Raw genomic sequence first — 16,682 nt, forward strand, 5'->3', positions numbered from 1 at the left:
TCTAGCTATATAGGCTCAATAATTATCAGATTAACTAATCTGCGAATAGCTTAAGCACTAAATTAATTTGAGTATTTTTTCTCATATAATTTTAGTCCTAATTGGGTATTTTGAGTTGCGAGGTGATTATCATCATGCAACTTATTTTTGATTCTAAGACCACACCAAAACAATACTATCAATGTGGTTATGAATATTCCTTTCCGAAGCCATATACTTGCTTACATCCAGATTGCAAAATCCCTGTACCTCCCAGGCCTCACGGATACTACATTCGCAATGTAATAACCCTTGGTTTTAATGGTCGCATCTTAATTCGTCGATATTATTGTAAGTATTGTGGCCATACTTTTTCCTATCTGCCGTCATTTTGCTTACCATACTTTCAGTATTCCTTGGTAACGATCTTCTTGGCTCTACTGTGGCATTATTTAAACCTAATTCCTCTTTTAAAAGTATTAACATCAAGGTTACAGTGGCAAAGACAACATCTGCAATTTTACCGCCGTAGATTTAAAGCTAACCTTAAATTTATCAAAGCAGTACTACGTCAAATGATGCCTCAGGTAATTCTTCCAAAGGAAGATGACATAAAAAAAGAAGCCCGAAAGGTGTTAATTATTGTGAAAACTGGATTCGGTCAAATCCAGGCCTTCTCCACAAGGTTTTTCACACAATCCAATAACACTTTTATGGCTTCTCGCAAATTAGCTTAACCTACTGAAAGTAGTTTTAAACTTAAATTTTGGTGGAGAAGGCAAAAACACAACTTTTGCGTAGGAAAGGCTATTGCTCGGTGGTATTATGCAGTTTGTGGGAGAAATTTAACCGGTTAGACCTCCTCTGACAGTTAACACACAGGTGGAGGTGTATTTTGTTATGCTCACAGCCAAAGATAGGGAAAGTATTGCTCTTAAGAAATTTTCTTTGATTAGTCCAGTACTAAATGGCCAGGTTAAAAACCAAAAGGATTATTTCGAAACTATATGTGTTAAGCCCATTGATATGCCCTATTATGGATTCAGGATGTATTCCCCAAAAACTCTTATGTGTTGGTTAAGTGATTATCGTCGTGGGGGATTAGACTCATTAAAGCCAGGTTACCGATCGGATAAGGGTAAAAGCCGAAAGGTAAGCCTAGAGATTGCTGATGAAATTCGTAAGAAAAGAAGCCAAATGCCACGGATTACTAGCGCACTGCTCTATGAAGAGTTAGTTAAAGATAAAGTTATTCTTCCGGAAAAGTTGTCACGAGCGACTTTTTACCGTTTTCTGGTCGCTAATCCTGAACTGGCTGCAGGTAAAGATCCAGAAAACCCTGGTGAGAAGGAACTTAAACGTTTTTCTCACCAAAGAATTAATGAATTATGGCAAACTGATATTATGTTTGGTCCATATATTAGTATAGGTAAATCAAAGAAACAAGCCTACCTAATCGCATTTATCGATGATGCCTCCAGGTTGATAACACATGCACAATTCTTCTTTTTTCAAAACTTCGTAGCTCTTCGAGTAGCTTTGAAAGAGGCTGTTCTAAAACGAGGAATTCCCAAAATGATCTATACAGATAACGGAAAAGTTTATCGTAGTGATCAACTAAATATGCTTTGTGCTGGATTAGGTTGCTCGTTAATTCATACAGAACCTTTCACCCCTACGTCTAAGGGTAAAATTGAAAGGTTTTTTCATACTGTGAGGCAACGCTTTTTATCTAGATTAGACCCCACTAAATTAAAAAGTTTAGACCAACTAAATTTATATTTTTGGCAATGGCTGGAGGAAGATTATCAGCGCAAGACCCATAGTGCTTTAAATATGAGTCCATTAGATTTTTTTATGGCTCAAGTCCATAATATTAATTTTTTAGCCAACCCCCAATTATTAGAGGAGCATTTTTTATTGCGCGTTACCAGAAAAGTTAATCATGATGCGACCCTGTCTGTTGAATCTATTCTTTATGAAACGGAGCAAAGCTTAGCCAATTCACGACTAGAGGTACGGTACGACCCAGATTGGTTAGCTAATTCAAACCAACCAATTTTATTATACCGGGATGGTATGAAAGTTGGTGAGGCCAGACAAGTAAATTTTTTTGACAATGCTAGGGCTAAAAGAAAGGGTCGAGGTCGGCAATCTCAGTCATCACAGGAGTTACTGGAATCGGTTGAAACGTCGGAACAGAAAGCAACTCCTAGTATTTCTTATGCTCAAATTGATGACCAACTTAAACAATCGTCAAGAGAAGTAGGTGATCGCTAATGTTTACACAATTCTTTGGACTTAAATTTAACCCTTTTTCTAAAGAAGTACCGGCGGACAAATTATTTATTAGCCAAGACTTATTGGAACTAGAATCGAGGTTAAAATATTTGCAAAGTACCCGTGGAATCGGGTTAGTTGCAGGTGAACCAGGTGCTGGCAAATCAACAGCTTTGAGAAAATTTGTTAATGAGTTAAACCCAGCTCTCTACAAGCATTGTTATTTTTCTTTGGCGACTGTTACTGTGTTGGAATTTTATCAGGGACTTGCCTTAGAACTTGGTGAGCAACCTAAACACAAAAAGGTAGCTATTTTCCGTCAAATTCAGGGCGCTATCAATTCTATGTACTATGAACGCCGGATTACGCCGGTAATTATCTTAGATGAAATACATTTAGCTTCAAACAAGTTGTTAGAGGATTTAAGGCTCATTTTTAACTTTAAAATGGACTCGCAAAATCCCTTTATTCTTGTCTTAGCAGGACAACCTTTAATTCGATCTAAGTTATCACTCAACATCAATAACCCACTAAGGCAACGTTTGGTAGTGAAACATATTATGCAGGGGTTAAAACCTGAAGAAATTAGAGATTATTGCACCAGCCGATTAAAGCAAGCAGGGTTAATCGAAGAGATTTTCACCGATTCAGCAATTGACGCTATCTATGCCACAACAAAAGGCTTACCACGGTTAATTAACAATTTAGTTACTAATTGTCTGCTTTACGCTTATTACAAAAAGTTAAGGCAAATTGATGAAGAGGTAGTTTACCAGGCCCAAAATGAACTTAATATTTGAACAGACTCAATCTTTGGAGACGCTGTGGTGGTTTTATCATCCCGGCGTTTTTTATATTCCTAGAGGAACGAATCTATTTTAATTTGATAAACAGACTAATTATTGCCATTACAATTTAATAATTTTTGATAGGACTATATAAAACAGAGAGTTTTTAATTTAAGAATCCTGGATGATTTAATTTGAGAATTGACAAACAACTAGAATGCAGCATGTGCCCTTGCGAAAGCAGGCAGAACGCCGTAGGATTAGGACGGTGATTCAGAACTTAATCACGTTGGCATCACTGTTAGTTTCACATGCAAGAAAGAAGAAATTACGATTTGGAAAGCACAGTCCCTGGTTTGAAACATTTAAACAAGCTTACTCTGTGTGTTTAGCAAGATAGAAATATCCACAGAACGATAAAACTTTGCACTAAAAGGAGTGCTTAGATTTTTATTGCCAAATTTAAGCTCAATACTATTGAGAGATTCATTAAATGCTAGTGGCAATCCTTAAAATACAAATTTTTATATATTTTGCTGAAAGATAAGGTTACAGAATAGGTAACTTACGGATTCAGGGATACACGATAAATATATGTTGAAATAGCTGAATAATAAATATCCCGTAATGGTATTTATCATTTCGATAGGGTTCTTATCACAATTCGACAAAGTATGTCAAAGGAAATTATATCTATCGGTTGAACTCTTATGTGTACATTAGACTGATTATAATTAAAAAAATCAATTTGTGTTCGCAAAAGAAAGAATGTTTTAGAGGTCTATGATAACTATCCTAACACAGGGGGAAGATGTGAGGGGTTATAGCGCGACCGCTGGGCAAAAAGAAAATAAATTTTTTATCAACCTGTGACATAAAGCTGTCGGGGTTATGGTTTACGATGTAATTACAAAATTAAATGGATGTTTTTATACGATGGCAAACGATAACAGCACAAAGTTTTGTCGGTTCCAGCCACCTTTACCACGGTGGCATAAACCCATTATCTATGCTTGCCGAAAACAAATACTAAATTAAAGTATAAATTGAGTAAATTGCATATTTCTGAGTCCAATATTTTAGCGGTTTCTGAAGGGTAAAAAAAGGACTTCACCCCTGTTCTGGTAAAAGATATAAGTACCAACAAATAACCAACCAGAGAGATGAAGTTACTTGTATCTTCTACAACCAAACCTATTTTCCTTCGAAGAACTACTAAAATTTGAACCAGAGACAAAATTGCAAAAGGTTCTTTCAGTTTTGGATCTATCTCCTGCCCTTAATGTGGTTAAAAGGGCGGTTCTCGGTCCAAAGGGTCACTGTGTCGGTAACATGATTCGTGCATTAGTGGCAAAACAATTAGAACAAATACCTACAGTCGCTGCATTAGTAAAAAGACTATCTAATGATATAAGGTTTCGGTTCCAATGTGGTTTTTCGCTTAGTAAACCAATTCCAAGTGAATCCACCTTTAGTCGTCTGATACAAAAACTCGCAGCAACTGATGAGACAAACAAAACAGAAAGTGTCATGAAGCAGATTTTTGATAACCTAGTTAAAAGTGCTAAAGATATGGGATTAATAGATTCGAATTGTGTTGCAATTGACTCTAGCAAAATAGATGCGTATGAAAAATCCAAGCCTAAAAAGGATTTGCAGGGTGACAAAACTGCAAACTGGGGTGCTAAAAGGGATACTCATGGTAACCAAATATCCTGGTTTGGATATAAAGCTCACGTTGCAGTTGATTGCCATAGTGAACTACCAATTGCTATTATGGTTACACCTGCTAATACCCATGATGCTAAGATGGCAATACCTTTAATCGAATTAGTAAACAAGGCCTTGGAAGACTCAAAAAAACCTAAATACTATACCATGGATATGGGCTATGACAGTAAAGACATCTACTCTGTAGTAATGAACGACTTCAATGCTCAAGCAATTATCCCCATTAACTCCCGAGGCTCTAAGGACCATCCTGAAGGCTGTGACTTTGATGGAACCCCTATATGCTCAATGGGGCAAAGAATGGTGTTCTGGGGAAGTGATGCAAAGGCTGGAACCAATAAATATAGGTGCCCGCATGTAATGGGCAAATGTGATTGCCCCTACGGGTCTGCCTGGTGCTCACCATCTTCCTACGGTTTAGTTGTAAAGACTAAAGTTAAAGACGATCCAAGAATGAACTGTATACCAGCCCGTGGTACTAAGAACTGGCAAAGCCTTTATAACAAAAGAACTTCCGTAGAAAGATGTTTTGGTCGATTAAAACAACACTTGGGTGCTAACAGTATTCGTACCAGAGGATTGGAAAAAGTTACTCTCCACATAACATTGAGTTGTATTGCACTACTGGCTGGTAGTATTGCAGTAGCAAAGACCAAAAGAATTGAGCAGGCAGCTTAATAAATATTTTAATTTAAAGCGATTTACTATAGTATAGGATACTTATCACTACTCATTAGGTAAATTTTGTAAATTAATGCTGAGATCCTAAATTTTCAAAATTTATTTTAAAAAATTAAGCTATTTTGTACTCTTGGATTCACGTTTTTCTGGATTAACAATTATGCAATTCATTCAATTAAAAAAATACTAAACAGGGATGAATAAATATGAGGCTACAACTACTATTGGACTCAGAAAACCCAGTATTGTTGGCTACTAATTATCAACAACAAATTCAGGGGTTAATTTATAATTTATTAACCGACCCACTTATGCAGGCATTTCTACATGATCATGGTTTTGATTATAACCAACGACGCTTTAAGCTATTTACTTTTTCCAGGCTGATGGGGAAAAGTTACTTTAACCAGCAGGATAAAACCCTAAGGATCACTCCGCCGGTATTACTCTACATCTCCAGTCCTTGGACAGAGTTTCTGGAAAATCTGGCCAACAGCCTATTAGCTCGGGGGTTCATTCAAATTGGTAAAAATCAATTGCAAGTGAAAGAAATTAAATTGGCAGTGACACCACCTTTTAATCAAGACCAAAGCTATCCCGTTAAAATGCTCTCCCCGGTAACGATGTATAGCACCCTTGAAACGAGGGAAGGCAGCAAAAAAACCTACTACTATTCCCCGACTGAGAGGGAGTTTACTAGGCTAATCGCTCAAAATTTAGTCAAAAAGGCCAGTGCCTTTTACGGTGAGGATTGGTCTAAACTATTCTTCTGCATTGAAGTAGCAAATTCATTTCGAGCAAGCCAGCAGAAAATCATCATCTATAAAGGAACTGTGATTAAAGGTTGGTTAGGGAATTATCATATTTCGGGCCACCCCAAAATGTTAAAATTGGCCTACGAATCTGGCATTGGCAGCAAGAACAGCCAGGGGTTTGGGTTGTTTGAACTGTGTAACAACGGATAGAAAGGGAGCGATAAATTGATTGAGGCCATGCGAACACTGGCCCTGGATTACCTAGTTCAGGAATTGGCTGGTTACCCGGTGCCCCAGGATCCGGAGCAGTGGTATCAGGAATTTAGAAAAAACTCCCCGGGCAGGATGTTTCCCTACTTGGTGGAGGACAGCGGCAGAATCGAAAAGGTTTATCTACTAGAGGAAAAAGCAACGGGGGTTGTGGAACTGACGGTACAGGACATGATCCATGAGCCGGGCGGGAGTCGGGTTGGTTGTACCCAGGATAAATTACCTTTTATTAAACCCCCTGGTTCCCAAAGCCCCCAGATGGGGCCTGTGATTAAACGTAGTTATCAAAGCGGCAAGAGTGGCCCAAGCGCCAAAATTCTTAATACCACCATGAAAAGCTTTGCAGAAATAGCTTCAGATAATAAACCCTGGTCATCCTATTTTAAACAGATAGTGGAAATCCTCAGTGCCCCTCGGTTAAAACTGGTGGATCATTCCACTGTGGATTGGCAACAAGAGGGTTACGCTAATTTGTTAGACTGTGTGGTGCAAAGGATCGGCCCAGAGAAGAATACCGTTTTCCTAGCGGTGAAAGACAGAAACGGACGGTTACCTGGTGAAGTATCGGAATATATTGACTACTTACTCGGGGAAAAGCTGGCGGGTGAACGGTATGTAACTAGCGAAGCCCGGGCACAGGAAGACGGAGAATGTCCCCTGTGTAATGCAACTAAGGTAACTGTTTTTCCCAATGCCCTAAAAGGTGCGGGTATCAACTTTAAAAACACCGATCGGATTGGTGTCTTTCCGGGTGTTAACCCGGCCCAGGCCTGGAAGGGCTATGCCCTCTGTGGGGCCTGTGCGGATCTGTTATACGTGTACAAACATCATGTCATTAAAAAAGGGGGTCCGAACAAGGATCGGCAATTTTTTGGCAGCAAAATTGCCGGTGATTCCGCACTGGTGATACCGGTATTTTTTCCCGGTTTAGCGGCGGAGGTAAGGCAAGAACTTCTGTCCGACGTAACCGATTATATTAACAACATGAACAGTAATGTAACCCAGGACGAAGAAAGCCTGCTGGATATTTTGAAAGATGAAAAAAGCATTCTTAGCTTAATCTTTTTATGGGCTGATGTAGGACAAAACCTAGAAAATGTTACAGGTATGATTCACAGTGTGTTGCCCAGCCGGTTAAGAGAATTATCCCTGTTGAATGAGGCTTCCCGCAATTGGCACCATCCTCTATTTCCCAATGTTCCCTTGGCAATAGAAACGGCAGACTTTAGGCCGGATTTATCACTAAGAGCACTAAAAGTACTATTCTACCGGCCCGGGGGCAAAAAAGCGAAGGATATAAATGCCAGTAAGCAATTGTTTCAAGTAAAAAAACAACTAGCTGCCTGCGTATACCACCGGACGCCGGTGTTACTAGAACGGTTTTGGCAAGAAACAATAACTACCGCCCGCTGGCATTGGCTAGAAGCATCCCAAAAGAAGGATGGATATACAGGACTTCTTTACGAAGGAACAGGGAAAAACGGATCCTACTTAACACCCGCAGGGTGGATTAAGCATGTTAACTGGTGGTTGTACTATTTTAAACAGGTGGGGGTTATGGAAATGGAAAAGCAGTTTTACAAGCCTGCAATGGCTGAACTCCAGCCGTACTTTGGTTCTCAAAGCGGCATCGATACACCTGAAAAAGCCTATGCCTTTTTGCTGGGTGTGTTATATGGCAGATTACTAATGATTCAAGGGGGCAAAGGGGTAAACGTAGGGGCCAATGCTTTAACTTGGCTGAAACGCCTTACCCTAAAGGGTAAAGATTTACCAGAACTTTATACCAAGATCAGAAGCAAAATACTAGCCTACGAAGCCGAAAAATCCCAGGCGGTAAGGGAATTGATTACAGAAATTAGTACTCTGGGCATTGCCTTGGGGGACAATATTAAGCTAAGCGAAGTACAAACAAACTATTACCTGTTGCTGGGACAGGCCATGACAACTGTTATTCTTTCGAAAAAAACTGAGAAGGAGAATGAGGCCTAATGGAAAAGCAAGTCAATACTTTATCGGGTCGAAAAGAGTTCTTATTCCTGTACGATATTAAAATGGGTAACCCCAATGGTGATCCGGATGAAAACCGCCCCCGTGTACTGCCGGACGGCACCTATTATGTGACAGATGTACGGCTGAAACGCTACAGTAGAGACTTTTTAAAGCAACTTGGCCATGCTATTTTAGTGGATAACATCGAAGGGAGAACCACCAACCTTACCGGCCGGGTGGCTTACTATCTAAACAAAACCGGCCAGGAAAAGGCCGAAGGTAGCCAACTGGTTGATATCCTACTGGATTCCTTCATTGATGCCCGTATTTTTGGCAGTTCACTTGCCTTTAAGGCTGAAAAGGTTAAAGATGCCAAGGGGAAGGAAACTACCTGGGAGCCAAAACCCGAGCCCAAAACACTCACCGGTGCCACCCAGATAAACATGGGTGAGGTGCTGCACCAGGCAGAAAGTGTAGATATACACGGAACTTCCTTCTTTGGCAGTGATGATTCCAAAACCCAGGGAACCTTTACCACCTTTTATGGGTTGCGTTATGCACTGATTGGCTTCTCGGGGATAGCAAACCAACATTCGGCTAAAACTTCCCATATGAGCGATAACGACTACGACCTGTTGCTGAAATCCATGTGGCACGGTGTTCGGTCTGCCGCCAATACCCGGACGAAGGTGGGCCAAATACCCCACCTGTTAATCAGTATTGAATACAATGAGGGAGAAGAATTTCAGTTTGGCCGCCTGCACGACTATGTAAAACTTCTTGCAGGGGACGATAAGGAAGAAAAAAGCTGGGCCTCCCCCGAAGATTACAAGGTAGATTTAGCCAAACTAATAGAGAGAATTGAAGGACAAAGCCAGCGAATTAAGAACGTGCGCTATGCTGTTTCACCGGATCTGCAATTACTGCAGGAGATACCGGTAAAATGGCAACTAATGGATATAGAAAATGTAACAAAGGCAGTGGAATAACATGATGAAACTAATTGCTTTCCGCCTTAGTGGCCGGTTTGGTCATTTTCTCCGGGCGGAGGCGGGGACCAGTGCCCTAAGCTACCCGGTGCCGCCCCGGACAGTTTTACTGGGCATCCTGGGGGCGGTACTGGGCCTGGAAAAGGATCTCCCCCAGGAACTGTTGGAGCCGCTACACATTGCCCTGGCTGGGCCGGTACCCCAAAGCCACTGGCATAAGGCTAAACTGCGTAAGGACCCGCCCGAAGCACTGCCCCAGGTGGTGAAAAATAACCAAAAACAGGAAAAGACTACAAAGCCAGAAATGGCTACGTTAATCACCCAGGAATGGCTGTTTAACCCTGCTTACACTATTTGGGTTGCCTTGCCAGAACCCTACCATCAACAATTGGAACAGCGACTAAAGGAGCGGTGCTGGCATTTTCAACCCTGCCTAGGCCTTTCAGAGATGATGGCAGATATCGAATACTTGGGGACCTTAATGGCAGAAAAATTGCCCAGGGGCAGTTACCCCGTAACATCCATTATTCCGCAGGAACAGGCCAAACTAGATTTAACCCAGGTATACGACCAGGAGCTGGCACTTCAACCCCTCCGTATGCCCAGAACCGTTACTTCTAGCCGGGTATTTGGCCACTCTAGCTACTTCATTGAAACTAAGGGCCACCCGGTGATGGTAGAGACAGAGCAAGCCTACCAAGTTGGGGACCGGGTTTTGATGTTTATATGACAGAACAACTAAAATCACACCCACACCTTTTTTTACACCAGCACATTGAGCAGGTTAACCAGGCCACAAAGGCAATAAGAGATTGGCATACTACTGACACAATAACCAATGATATAAAGTTATTGCTGGGCCATCTGGCCAAATACCATGATTTGGGCAAGGGTACCCCTGCCTTTCAGGAATATATCGAAAATCCAGAGGGTTATCAGGGTGATCCCCAGGAGAAGGCCCATTCAACTCTTTCTTTACTGCTGACACTGGCCATTGCAAGGCAGCAATCCTGGGAGGAGTTACACACCCTGGTCATTGCCGCCGCTGTTGCCGGGCATCACAGCAGACTGCCAACCATCCCGGAGAAGAAAATAGGGGGCGTATGTTGCCCCCAATGGGATATCGACGGCTTTGCGGGGGGAGAAAAGGCGTCACTCTTGAAACGGCAATTAGCCAGCATCGATTTCCCTGCACTAGAGCAGGAAACAAAGGTAGAATTTGGGTCTTATGGTTTGGCCCAGGCATTGCAAAGCGACCCAGCCAAATCTTTGAGGGAAATGAAGAGATTTTTAATCACAAGAATATATGGCATATTTGCCTCCCTAAGTTTGGAAGAAGCCCTAAGATTAAGAATGAAGGCGCAACTGCTCTATTCGGTTTTACTGGAAGCGGATAAGGCTTTGCTGGCAGTATCCAGCCCAGAGGTGTATTTAAACAGAGAGGTTCGGCATTGGCAGTCCCGGTGGGTTGAGGATAAAATTGGCAAGCCCCCGGAGACCTCAATTAATCAATTGAGACAAAGGGCAAGGCAAGGGGTAATTGCCGCACTGGAGGCCAAAAACACCAACCTTTACAGTCTCACCGCTCCAACAGGCTGTGGCAAAACCATGCTGGCAGCCACTTGGGCCCTTAAATTAAGAGAACGGGTGACCGAAGGACAGGCTCCGCCCAAGATTATCATTGTACTACCATTTTTATCAGTCATCGACCAAACGGCCAGGGAATATGCCAGGCTATTATCCCACAGTGGGCAAGAAACAGATGGTCGCTGGCTTATCCAGAGCCATTCCCTGGCCGATCGCCACTACGCCAGGGGGTTAGAGGATGAGGACGGTCGTTTTTTTATTGATACCTGGCGCAGTGAAATAATCATTACAACCTATGACCAGTTTTTAATGAGTTTGTTAGATCCCCGGGCTAAGTACCAAATGAGGTTTCATAATCTGTGTGATGCCATGATAATCATGGATGAAGTACAAGCATTGCCTTGTAAATTATGGCAGACACTGGAAAAGGTATTTCAGGCCCTAGCCAGTGAGGGCAATAGCAGGTTGCTACTGATGTCAGCCACGCTACCGCCCTTTATGAAAGAGGCACTTCCTTTATTGCCGGACTACCAAGGATATTTTACCCTGTTTAATCGTTACACCCTGCAACTACGGCTACAGGAATCACAGACGTTGGATAATTTCTGCGAAGAAATGTCAGACAGATTGATTGGTTGGCTGGAATGTAGCAATCGCATTCTGATCACCCTAAATACCCGCCACAGTGCTCGCAGGGTGCGGGATTTTCTTAGCCAAAGTTGGCCTGCTGAGTATGGAGATGTGCCGCTGTTCTTTATCAGTGCCGATGTGACACCAAAGGACAGGCTGGAAATAGTAAAACAAATCAAACAGGGCAAACCCTGTGTTGTTGTATCAACCCAGTGTATTGAGGCCGGTGTGGATATTGATATGGATCGAGTTATCCGGGATTTTGGCCCCCTGGACAGCATTATTCAAATTGCCGGAAGATGCAACCGTGAAGGGCTAAGGGCCCAGGGTGTCGTTGAGGTGGTGGATTTAATCAATGAACAGGACAAAAGATATTCAGAAATGATATATGATACTACCCACCTGCAAATTACCAGAAAAATTTTAGCAGATAAGCAGGAAATTCAGGAGAAGGAAATAATAACTTTATCCACTCAGTATTTTAAAGATTTAACCGAGCAAAAGGATACTGGGTACAATCATTTGATACGCTTTGCCAAATGGCAGGAGGATACGCCGGTAAAGGAGCTGCTTAGGGGTAAAGAACGATTGCAGATAGATTTTTTGGTGTTGGAACAAGATGCAGAGTTGAGGGATGAAATGCAGATAGTGGGCCGTATAAAGGACAGGTGGGAAAGAAGGGAAGCGTGGAGAAAACTGTCCGGCAGAATTGCCCTTGTTTCAGTTAGTATTTTTGCCCAACCAGGTTTCCACCCAGAACAAATAGCAGATGAATTCATGGGGAGTTGGTGGGTGGTTCGGGAGGGTTATTATAACAGTAAACAGGGATTATTGATTGAGGGAGAAACAATGATTTTATAGAGTTTCCGGTGTTAGTAATGAAGGCTAAAAAAGTCGTCGATCTCCGGTGGCGTAATAACTCCGGGGGATCGACGACAATGGCAAAACACATAGATGCTTATAACATGCGGGGTGCGGGGTTTTACCCTTACTCCCCGGTGGTGGTTAAATAAAAGGTCTGTCAAACGGCAGGCCGCATATTTACTGAATTTTGACGGGTTATCAGCCTACCTATAAGGAATTGAAACCCGTATTTTTAGGAAGCAGGGATCAAAGCACAAAAGAGTTATCAGCCTACCTATAAGGAATTGAAACTCCCTATCCTTGGCAGTATCGTTTTCTGGAGGTACTGTGTTATCAGCCTACCTATAAGGAATTGAAACATTGTTTCAAGGCTTGGTTGCAATTTTCCGGTTTCGTTATCAGCCTACCTATAAGGAATTGAAACACAATTACGAAAACGTATTAGTTACCGAGGAAAATATTGGTTATCAGCCTACCTATAAGGAATTGAAACAATATCAAGATGCTTTAAAACTAGGCGTTAAATTTGGTTATCAGCCTACCTATAAGGAATTGAAACGTTTTTTGTTCCAATTGTGCCCCAAAACTTGGGGCACGTTATCAGCCTACCTATAAGGAATTGAAACCACCATGCCGGGGCTAGGTTTACAAAGATTAGCATACGTTATCAGCCTACCTATAAGGAATTGAAACATTTACCAATAAATGTATATTATATAATTTGAATATAGGTTATCAGCCTACCTATAAGGAATTGAAACATTTGAGTCTGCTGCACTCAATTTTCGGAGGGTATAGTTATCAGCCTACCTATAAGGAATTGAAACCTACATAATATATAAATTATGTAGCGAGTTATCAGCCGTTATCAGCCTACCTATAAGGAATTGAAACGTTTTTTGTTCCAATTGTGCCCCAAAACTTGGGGCAGTTATCAGCCTACCTATAAGGAATTGAAACCAAAAGATAAAAATAATAGTATCATTTAATCAGGGGTTATCAGCCTACCTATAAGGAATTGAAACATGCCCGTCCGGTAGAAGAACCAGCAGGCAAACATCCGTTATCAGCCTACCTATAAGGAATTGAAACATACTTTTATGCAGTCGATGTTTTCTTCGGTGACACGGGTTATCAGCCTACCTATAAGGAATTGAAACATAATATTAGGGATTGCAATATACAAGTTTGGTCTTCTCCGTTATCAGCCTACCTATAAGGAATTGAAACTTGTGCCTACCCTGTTATGTAGAGTAAGCACTAAAAAGTTATCAGCCTACCTATAAGGAATTGAAACCTATTTTTTGGTTGGTGTTTGTCATTGTTATGCACGTTATCAGCCTACCTATAAGGAATTGAAACGTAATATTGCATACGAATTTCTTCATGGTATCATCCGTTATCAGCCTACCTATAAGGAATTGAAACGAAATATCCAAAAAGCTTTAGAAAAACGGCTAGAGAGTTATCAGCCTACCTATAAGGAATTGAAACTTGGCAAGTACGCTTTAAATTCCGGTGAGAAGATCGTTATCAGCCTACCTATAAGGAATTGAAACATTGCTAACTTAGGGACCCTAGAGACAATAAAACGATAGAATACCCACAAAAATCTTTATTAAATCCCGGAGGTGAAAAGTTTGGAATATGTGATGGTTCCTGTTACCGGAACGCTTATTTGGTACTATTACATTTGCCAGCGGGAGGTTTGGTTAATTGGCCATCAAATTACACCGGACCAAAGTGATTCTAATATATCCCTGGGAAGGTATATTCACGAAAACTCATACGACAGAGAAAGAAAAGAACTTGTCATTGGCCATAGTAAAATGGATGTATTCCGAGTTAGTAACGGGGAACTAGTTGTAGGAGAGGTTAAAAAAAGCTCAAAGTATAGTCAGAGTGCCCGTATGCAACTTGCTTTTTATCTAATGGAATTACAAGACCGTGGGATTAAGGCCAGGGGGGAACTTCGCTTTCCCCAGGAGAAAAAGCTAGAAGAAGTTGTTTTGGATGAAAATATCCTGGAAGAACTGGGGAGGGCTTCCCAAGCGATTACCCAAATACTAAGCTTGCAAAGACCTCCGGAACCTAAAAAAATAAATTTTTGTAAAAACTGTGCCTATGCTGAATTTTGCTGGGCTTGACGGAGGGGGGGTGTATTAATGAAGAAAACGATCTACATTTTTTCAGATGGAGAGCTTCACCGAAAAGATAATACCCTTTGTTTTGAAAAAGAAAAAGAAAAACGCTATATACCGATTGAGGACACCGGTGAAATAATGGCCTTTGGGGAAATAAACATTAACAAGCGTTTGTTAGAGTTTTTATCACAAAAGGAAATCTTACTACACTATTTTAACCATTACGGTTACTACATGGGGACATTTTACCCCCGGGAACATTTGAATTCTGGATTTATGATCTTAAAGCAAGCGGAGCATTACATGGATCAAACCTTACGACTGAAGATTGCCATTGAGTATATTAGAGGGGGAGGCAAAAATATCCGCCAGGTGCTCAAGTACTACCAGGGCAGGGGAAGGTATGTGGGAGACAAACTAGAGGCAATAGAGAAACTTTTGCTAGATATAGATCAGCAGCAAGATATACCGTCCCTTATGGCGGTGGAGGGAAATATTCGAAGCTGGTATTACAAAGGCTTTGATGATATTATTTGTGATACTAATTTTGTTTTCGAGGAACGAAGCAGGCGGCCTCCCAAAAACTTTCTCAATACCTTGATTAGTTTTGGTAATTCCATAATGTATTCAATTTGCCTAAGTGAGATATATAAAACCCACTTAGACCCGCGGATTGGCTACCTGCATGCCACTAATTTTCGGCGATTTTCTTTAAATTTGGATGTCTCCGAGATATTTAAGCCAATTTTAATAGATAGAACCATTTTCTCTTTATTGGCGCGTAAAATGATCACCGCCAAGGATTTTGATCGGGATGCAAACGGGGTTTTGCTAAAGGAAAAAGGAAAAAAGTGTTTTATTCATGCTTTGGAAGAAAAGTTAAAAACAACTATTAACCACCGGGATTTAGGCCGTCCTGTTTCCTACCGAAGATTAATTCGCCTTGAACTTTATAAATTAGAAAAACACCTGATGGGGGAAAAAACTTATACACCATTTATTGCCAGGTGGTAATGATTAACGAAGGACGTGGAATTCATGTTTGTTATCCTGGTCTATGATGTAAATCAAAAGCGGGTTGCAAAGGTATTAAAAAGGTGTCGACAATATTTAACCTGGGTACAAAACTCGGTATTGGAGGGTGAAATATCTGACGTAAATCTTAAAAAGCTTAAAATGGAGTTGCAAAAGATCATTAATAAAGAAGAGGACTCGGTGATTTTTTATACCATGAGAACAACCAATTATTCTTCCAGGGAGTTAATTGGATTACAGAAAAACGAGGAAGGGAATATCATTTAAATCCCTCAACATAAAAAACGTAGGACATCAGGGTCATTGGGCGTTCAGTTCATGTTAATAAGGTATTGTACTCACAGAACGTTAACAACTTAACGAACGAAGGCGAAATACTGCATTTGGATCGGTGAGCATGAAAGTGCAGTTTTTAAGTAGATAGCCTACTTGGTTATCATATACAGTTGCTGTAGCTACATCCCAAGTTAAGGGAATGCGATCTTTAGAAATCTATTTAGCCCCCTCCATATTTGAGTCATCCACTCTTATTGAGATAAAATAATAAACTAATTTCGGGATATGGAGAAAGAGAATGACCAATTAAAGAAACTCCATGGGGAAAAAGACTTGAAGATTGCCATTTTAACTGACTTACTAAAAAAGTCCAACCCGGGCTTCAAGACAAACTTTAAATAGCCGACGATTGGATTGCCCGGGGATATGCAAAATCCTTTGTACTGGAAACATTGGAGAATACCACAGGAAGAAAAAAGGTCAGGATCGCCAAAATCCAAGTACAAATCAAGGCGGTCGGCCAATTCCGGGATACTCTGCGGCGTCCCCCGTTAAATAGACACATAAAACACAAGTATTGCTTCCTGTTTCATAGAATTGCTTAATATTTCATTAAGATATTGATTATGTGCAGTGGTCTGGTAGTAACCTGGCCACCGTTCTTGACTCCATGTGCTAATT

13 protein-coding genes, 2 pseudogenes and 1 CRISPR repeat array are annotated in these 16,682 nt (G+C 41.1%); all 15 genes and pseudogenes read left to right on the forward strand.

What is annotated here, in order from left to right; genetic code table 11:
• Positions 1 to 134: 134 nt before the first annotated feature.
• Positions 135 to 395: pseudogene (locus tag DRED_RS19155) on the forward strand (DUF6431 domain-containing protein); the annotation flags it as partial.
• Positions 396 to 410: 15 nt separating this feature from the next.
• On the forward strand, positions 411 to 716 hold the full coding sequence (locus tag DRED_RS19160) for a hypothetical protein (protein WP_238442640.1): 306 nt from the start codon (positions 411 to 413) through the stop codon (positions 714 to 716).
• A gap of 163 nt (positions 717 to 879) precedes the next feature.
• On the forward strand, positions 880 to 2,259 hold the full coding sequence (locus DRED_RS02880) for an IS481 family transposase (RefSeq protein WP_011876913.1): 1,380 nt from the start codon (positions 880 to 882) through the stop codon (positions 2,257 to 2,259).
• Positions 2,259 to 3,059, forward strand: coding sequence for an ExeA family protein (locus DRED_RS02885; protein ID WP_011876914.1), 801 nt, complete (start codon positions 2,259 to 2,261; stop codon positions 3,057 to 3,059). The genes DRED_RS02880 and DRED_RS02885 overlap by 1 nt, the downstream gene beginning before the upstream one ends.
• Before the next feature lie 196 nt (positions 3,060 to 3,255).
• Positions 3,256 to 3,447: pseudogene (locus DRED_RS18520) on the forward strand (IS1380 family transposase); the annotation flags it as partial.
• A 773-nt stretch (positions 3,448 to 4,220) separates the two neighbouring features.
• Positions 4,221 to 5,456, forward strand: coding sequence for an IS1182-like element ISDre5 family transposase (locus DRED_RS02890; RefSeq protein WP_011876915.1), 1,236 nt, complete (start codon positions 4,221 to 4,223; stop codon positions 5,454 to 5,456).
• Between the two features lie 209 nt (positions 5,457 to 5,665).
• Positions 5,666 to 6,424, forward strand: coding sequence for a CRISPR-associated endoribonuclease Cas6 (gene cas6 / locus DRED_RS02895; RefSeq protein ID WP_011876916.1), 759 nt, complete (start codon positions 5,666 to 5,668; stop codon positions 6,422 to 6,424).
• A gap of 15 nt (positions 6,425 to 6,439) precedes the next feature.
• Positions 6,440 to 8,476, forward strand: coding sequence for a TM1802 family CRISPR-associated protein (locus DRED_RS02900; RefSeq protein WP_011876917.1), 2,037 nt, complete (start codon positions 6,440 to 6,442; stop codon positions 8,474 to 8,476).
• Positions 8,476 to 9,465 carry a type I-B CRISPR-associated protein Cas7/Csh2 gene (gene cas7b, locus DRED_RS02905; RefSeq protein WP_011876918.1) on the forward strand — a complete coding sequence of 330 codons (990 nt, stop codon included), beginning with the start codon at positions 8,476 to 8,478 and terminating at the stop codon, positions 9,463 to 9,465. Before DRED_RS02900 ends, cas7b begins: the two co-directional genes overlap by 1 nt.
• Position 9,466: 1 nt before the next feature.
• Complete coding sequence (gene cas5b / locus DRED_RS02910) at positions 9,467 to 10,195, forward strand: type I-B CRISPR-associated protein Cas5b (protein ID WP_011876919.1); 729 nt, start codon at positions 9,467 to 9,469, stop codon at positions 10,193 to 10,195.
• The gene (locus DRED_RS02915) at positions 10,192 to 12,543 is read left to right on the forward strand and encodes a CRISPR-associated helicase/endonuclease Cas3 (protein ID WP_011876920.1); all 2,352 of its coding nucleotides are present in this window, start codon (positions 10,192 to 10,194) and stop codon (positions 12,541 to 12,543) included. Before cas5b ends, DRED_RS02915 begins: the two co-directional genes overlap by 4 nt.
• Before the next feature lie 17 nt (positions 12,544 to 12,560).
• On the forward strand, positions 12,561 to 12,695 hold the full coding sequence (locus tag DRED_RS19480) for a hypothetical protein (RefSeq protein ID WP_274376904.1): 135 nt from the start codon (positions 12,561 to 12,563) through the stop codon (positions 12,693 to 12,695).
• Between the two features lie 45 nt (positions 12,696 to 12,740).
• Positions 12,741 to 14,105: direct repeats of the CRISPR family, unit length 30 nt; unit sequence GTTATCAGCCTACCTATAAGGAATTGAAAC.
• Between the two features lie 81 nt (positions 14,106 to 14,186).
• Positions 14,187 to 14,693 (forward strand): CRISPR-associated protein Cas4, encoded by a 507-nt coding sequence (cas4, locus tag DRED_RS02920; protein ID WP_011876921.1) that lies wholly within the window; start codon positions 14,187 to 14,189, stop codon positions 14,691 to 14,693.
• Positions 14,694 to 14,711: 18 nt separating this feature from the next.
• Positions 14,712 to 15,704, forward strand: a complete 993-nt coding sequence (gene cas1b / locus DRED_RS02925; protein ID WP_011876922.1) for a type I-B CRISPR-associated endonuclease Cas1b — start codon at positions 14,712 to 14,714, stop codon at positions 15,702 to 15,704.
• A 24-nt stretch (positions 15,705 to 15,728) separates the two neighbouring features.
• Entirely contained in the window at positions 15,729 to 15,992 is a 264-nt protein-coding gene (gene cas2, locus DRED_RS02930) for a CRISPR-associated endonuclease Cas2 (RefSeq protein WP_011876923.1), read from the forward strand.
• Positions 15,993 to 16,682 lie beyond the last annotated feature (690 nt).

Source organism: Desulforamulus reducens MI-1 (assembly GCF_000016165.1).
Classification (GTDB): domain Bacteria; phylum Bacillota; class Desulfotomaculia; order Desulfotomaculales; family Desulfotomaculaceae; genus Desulfotomaculum; species Desulfotomaculum reducens.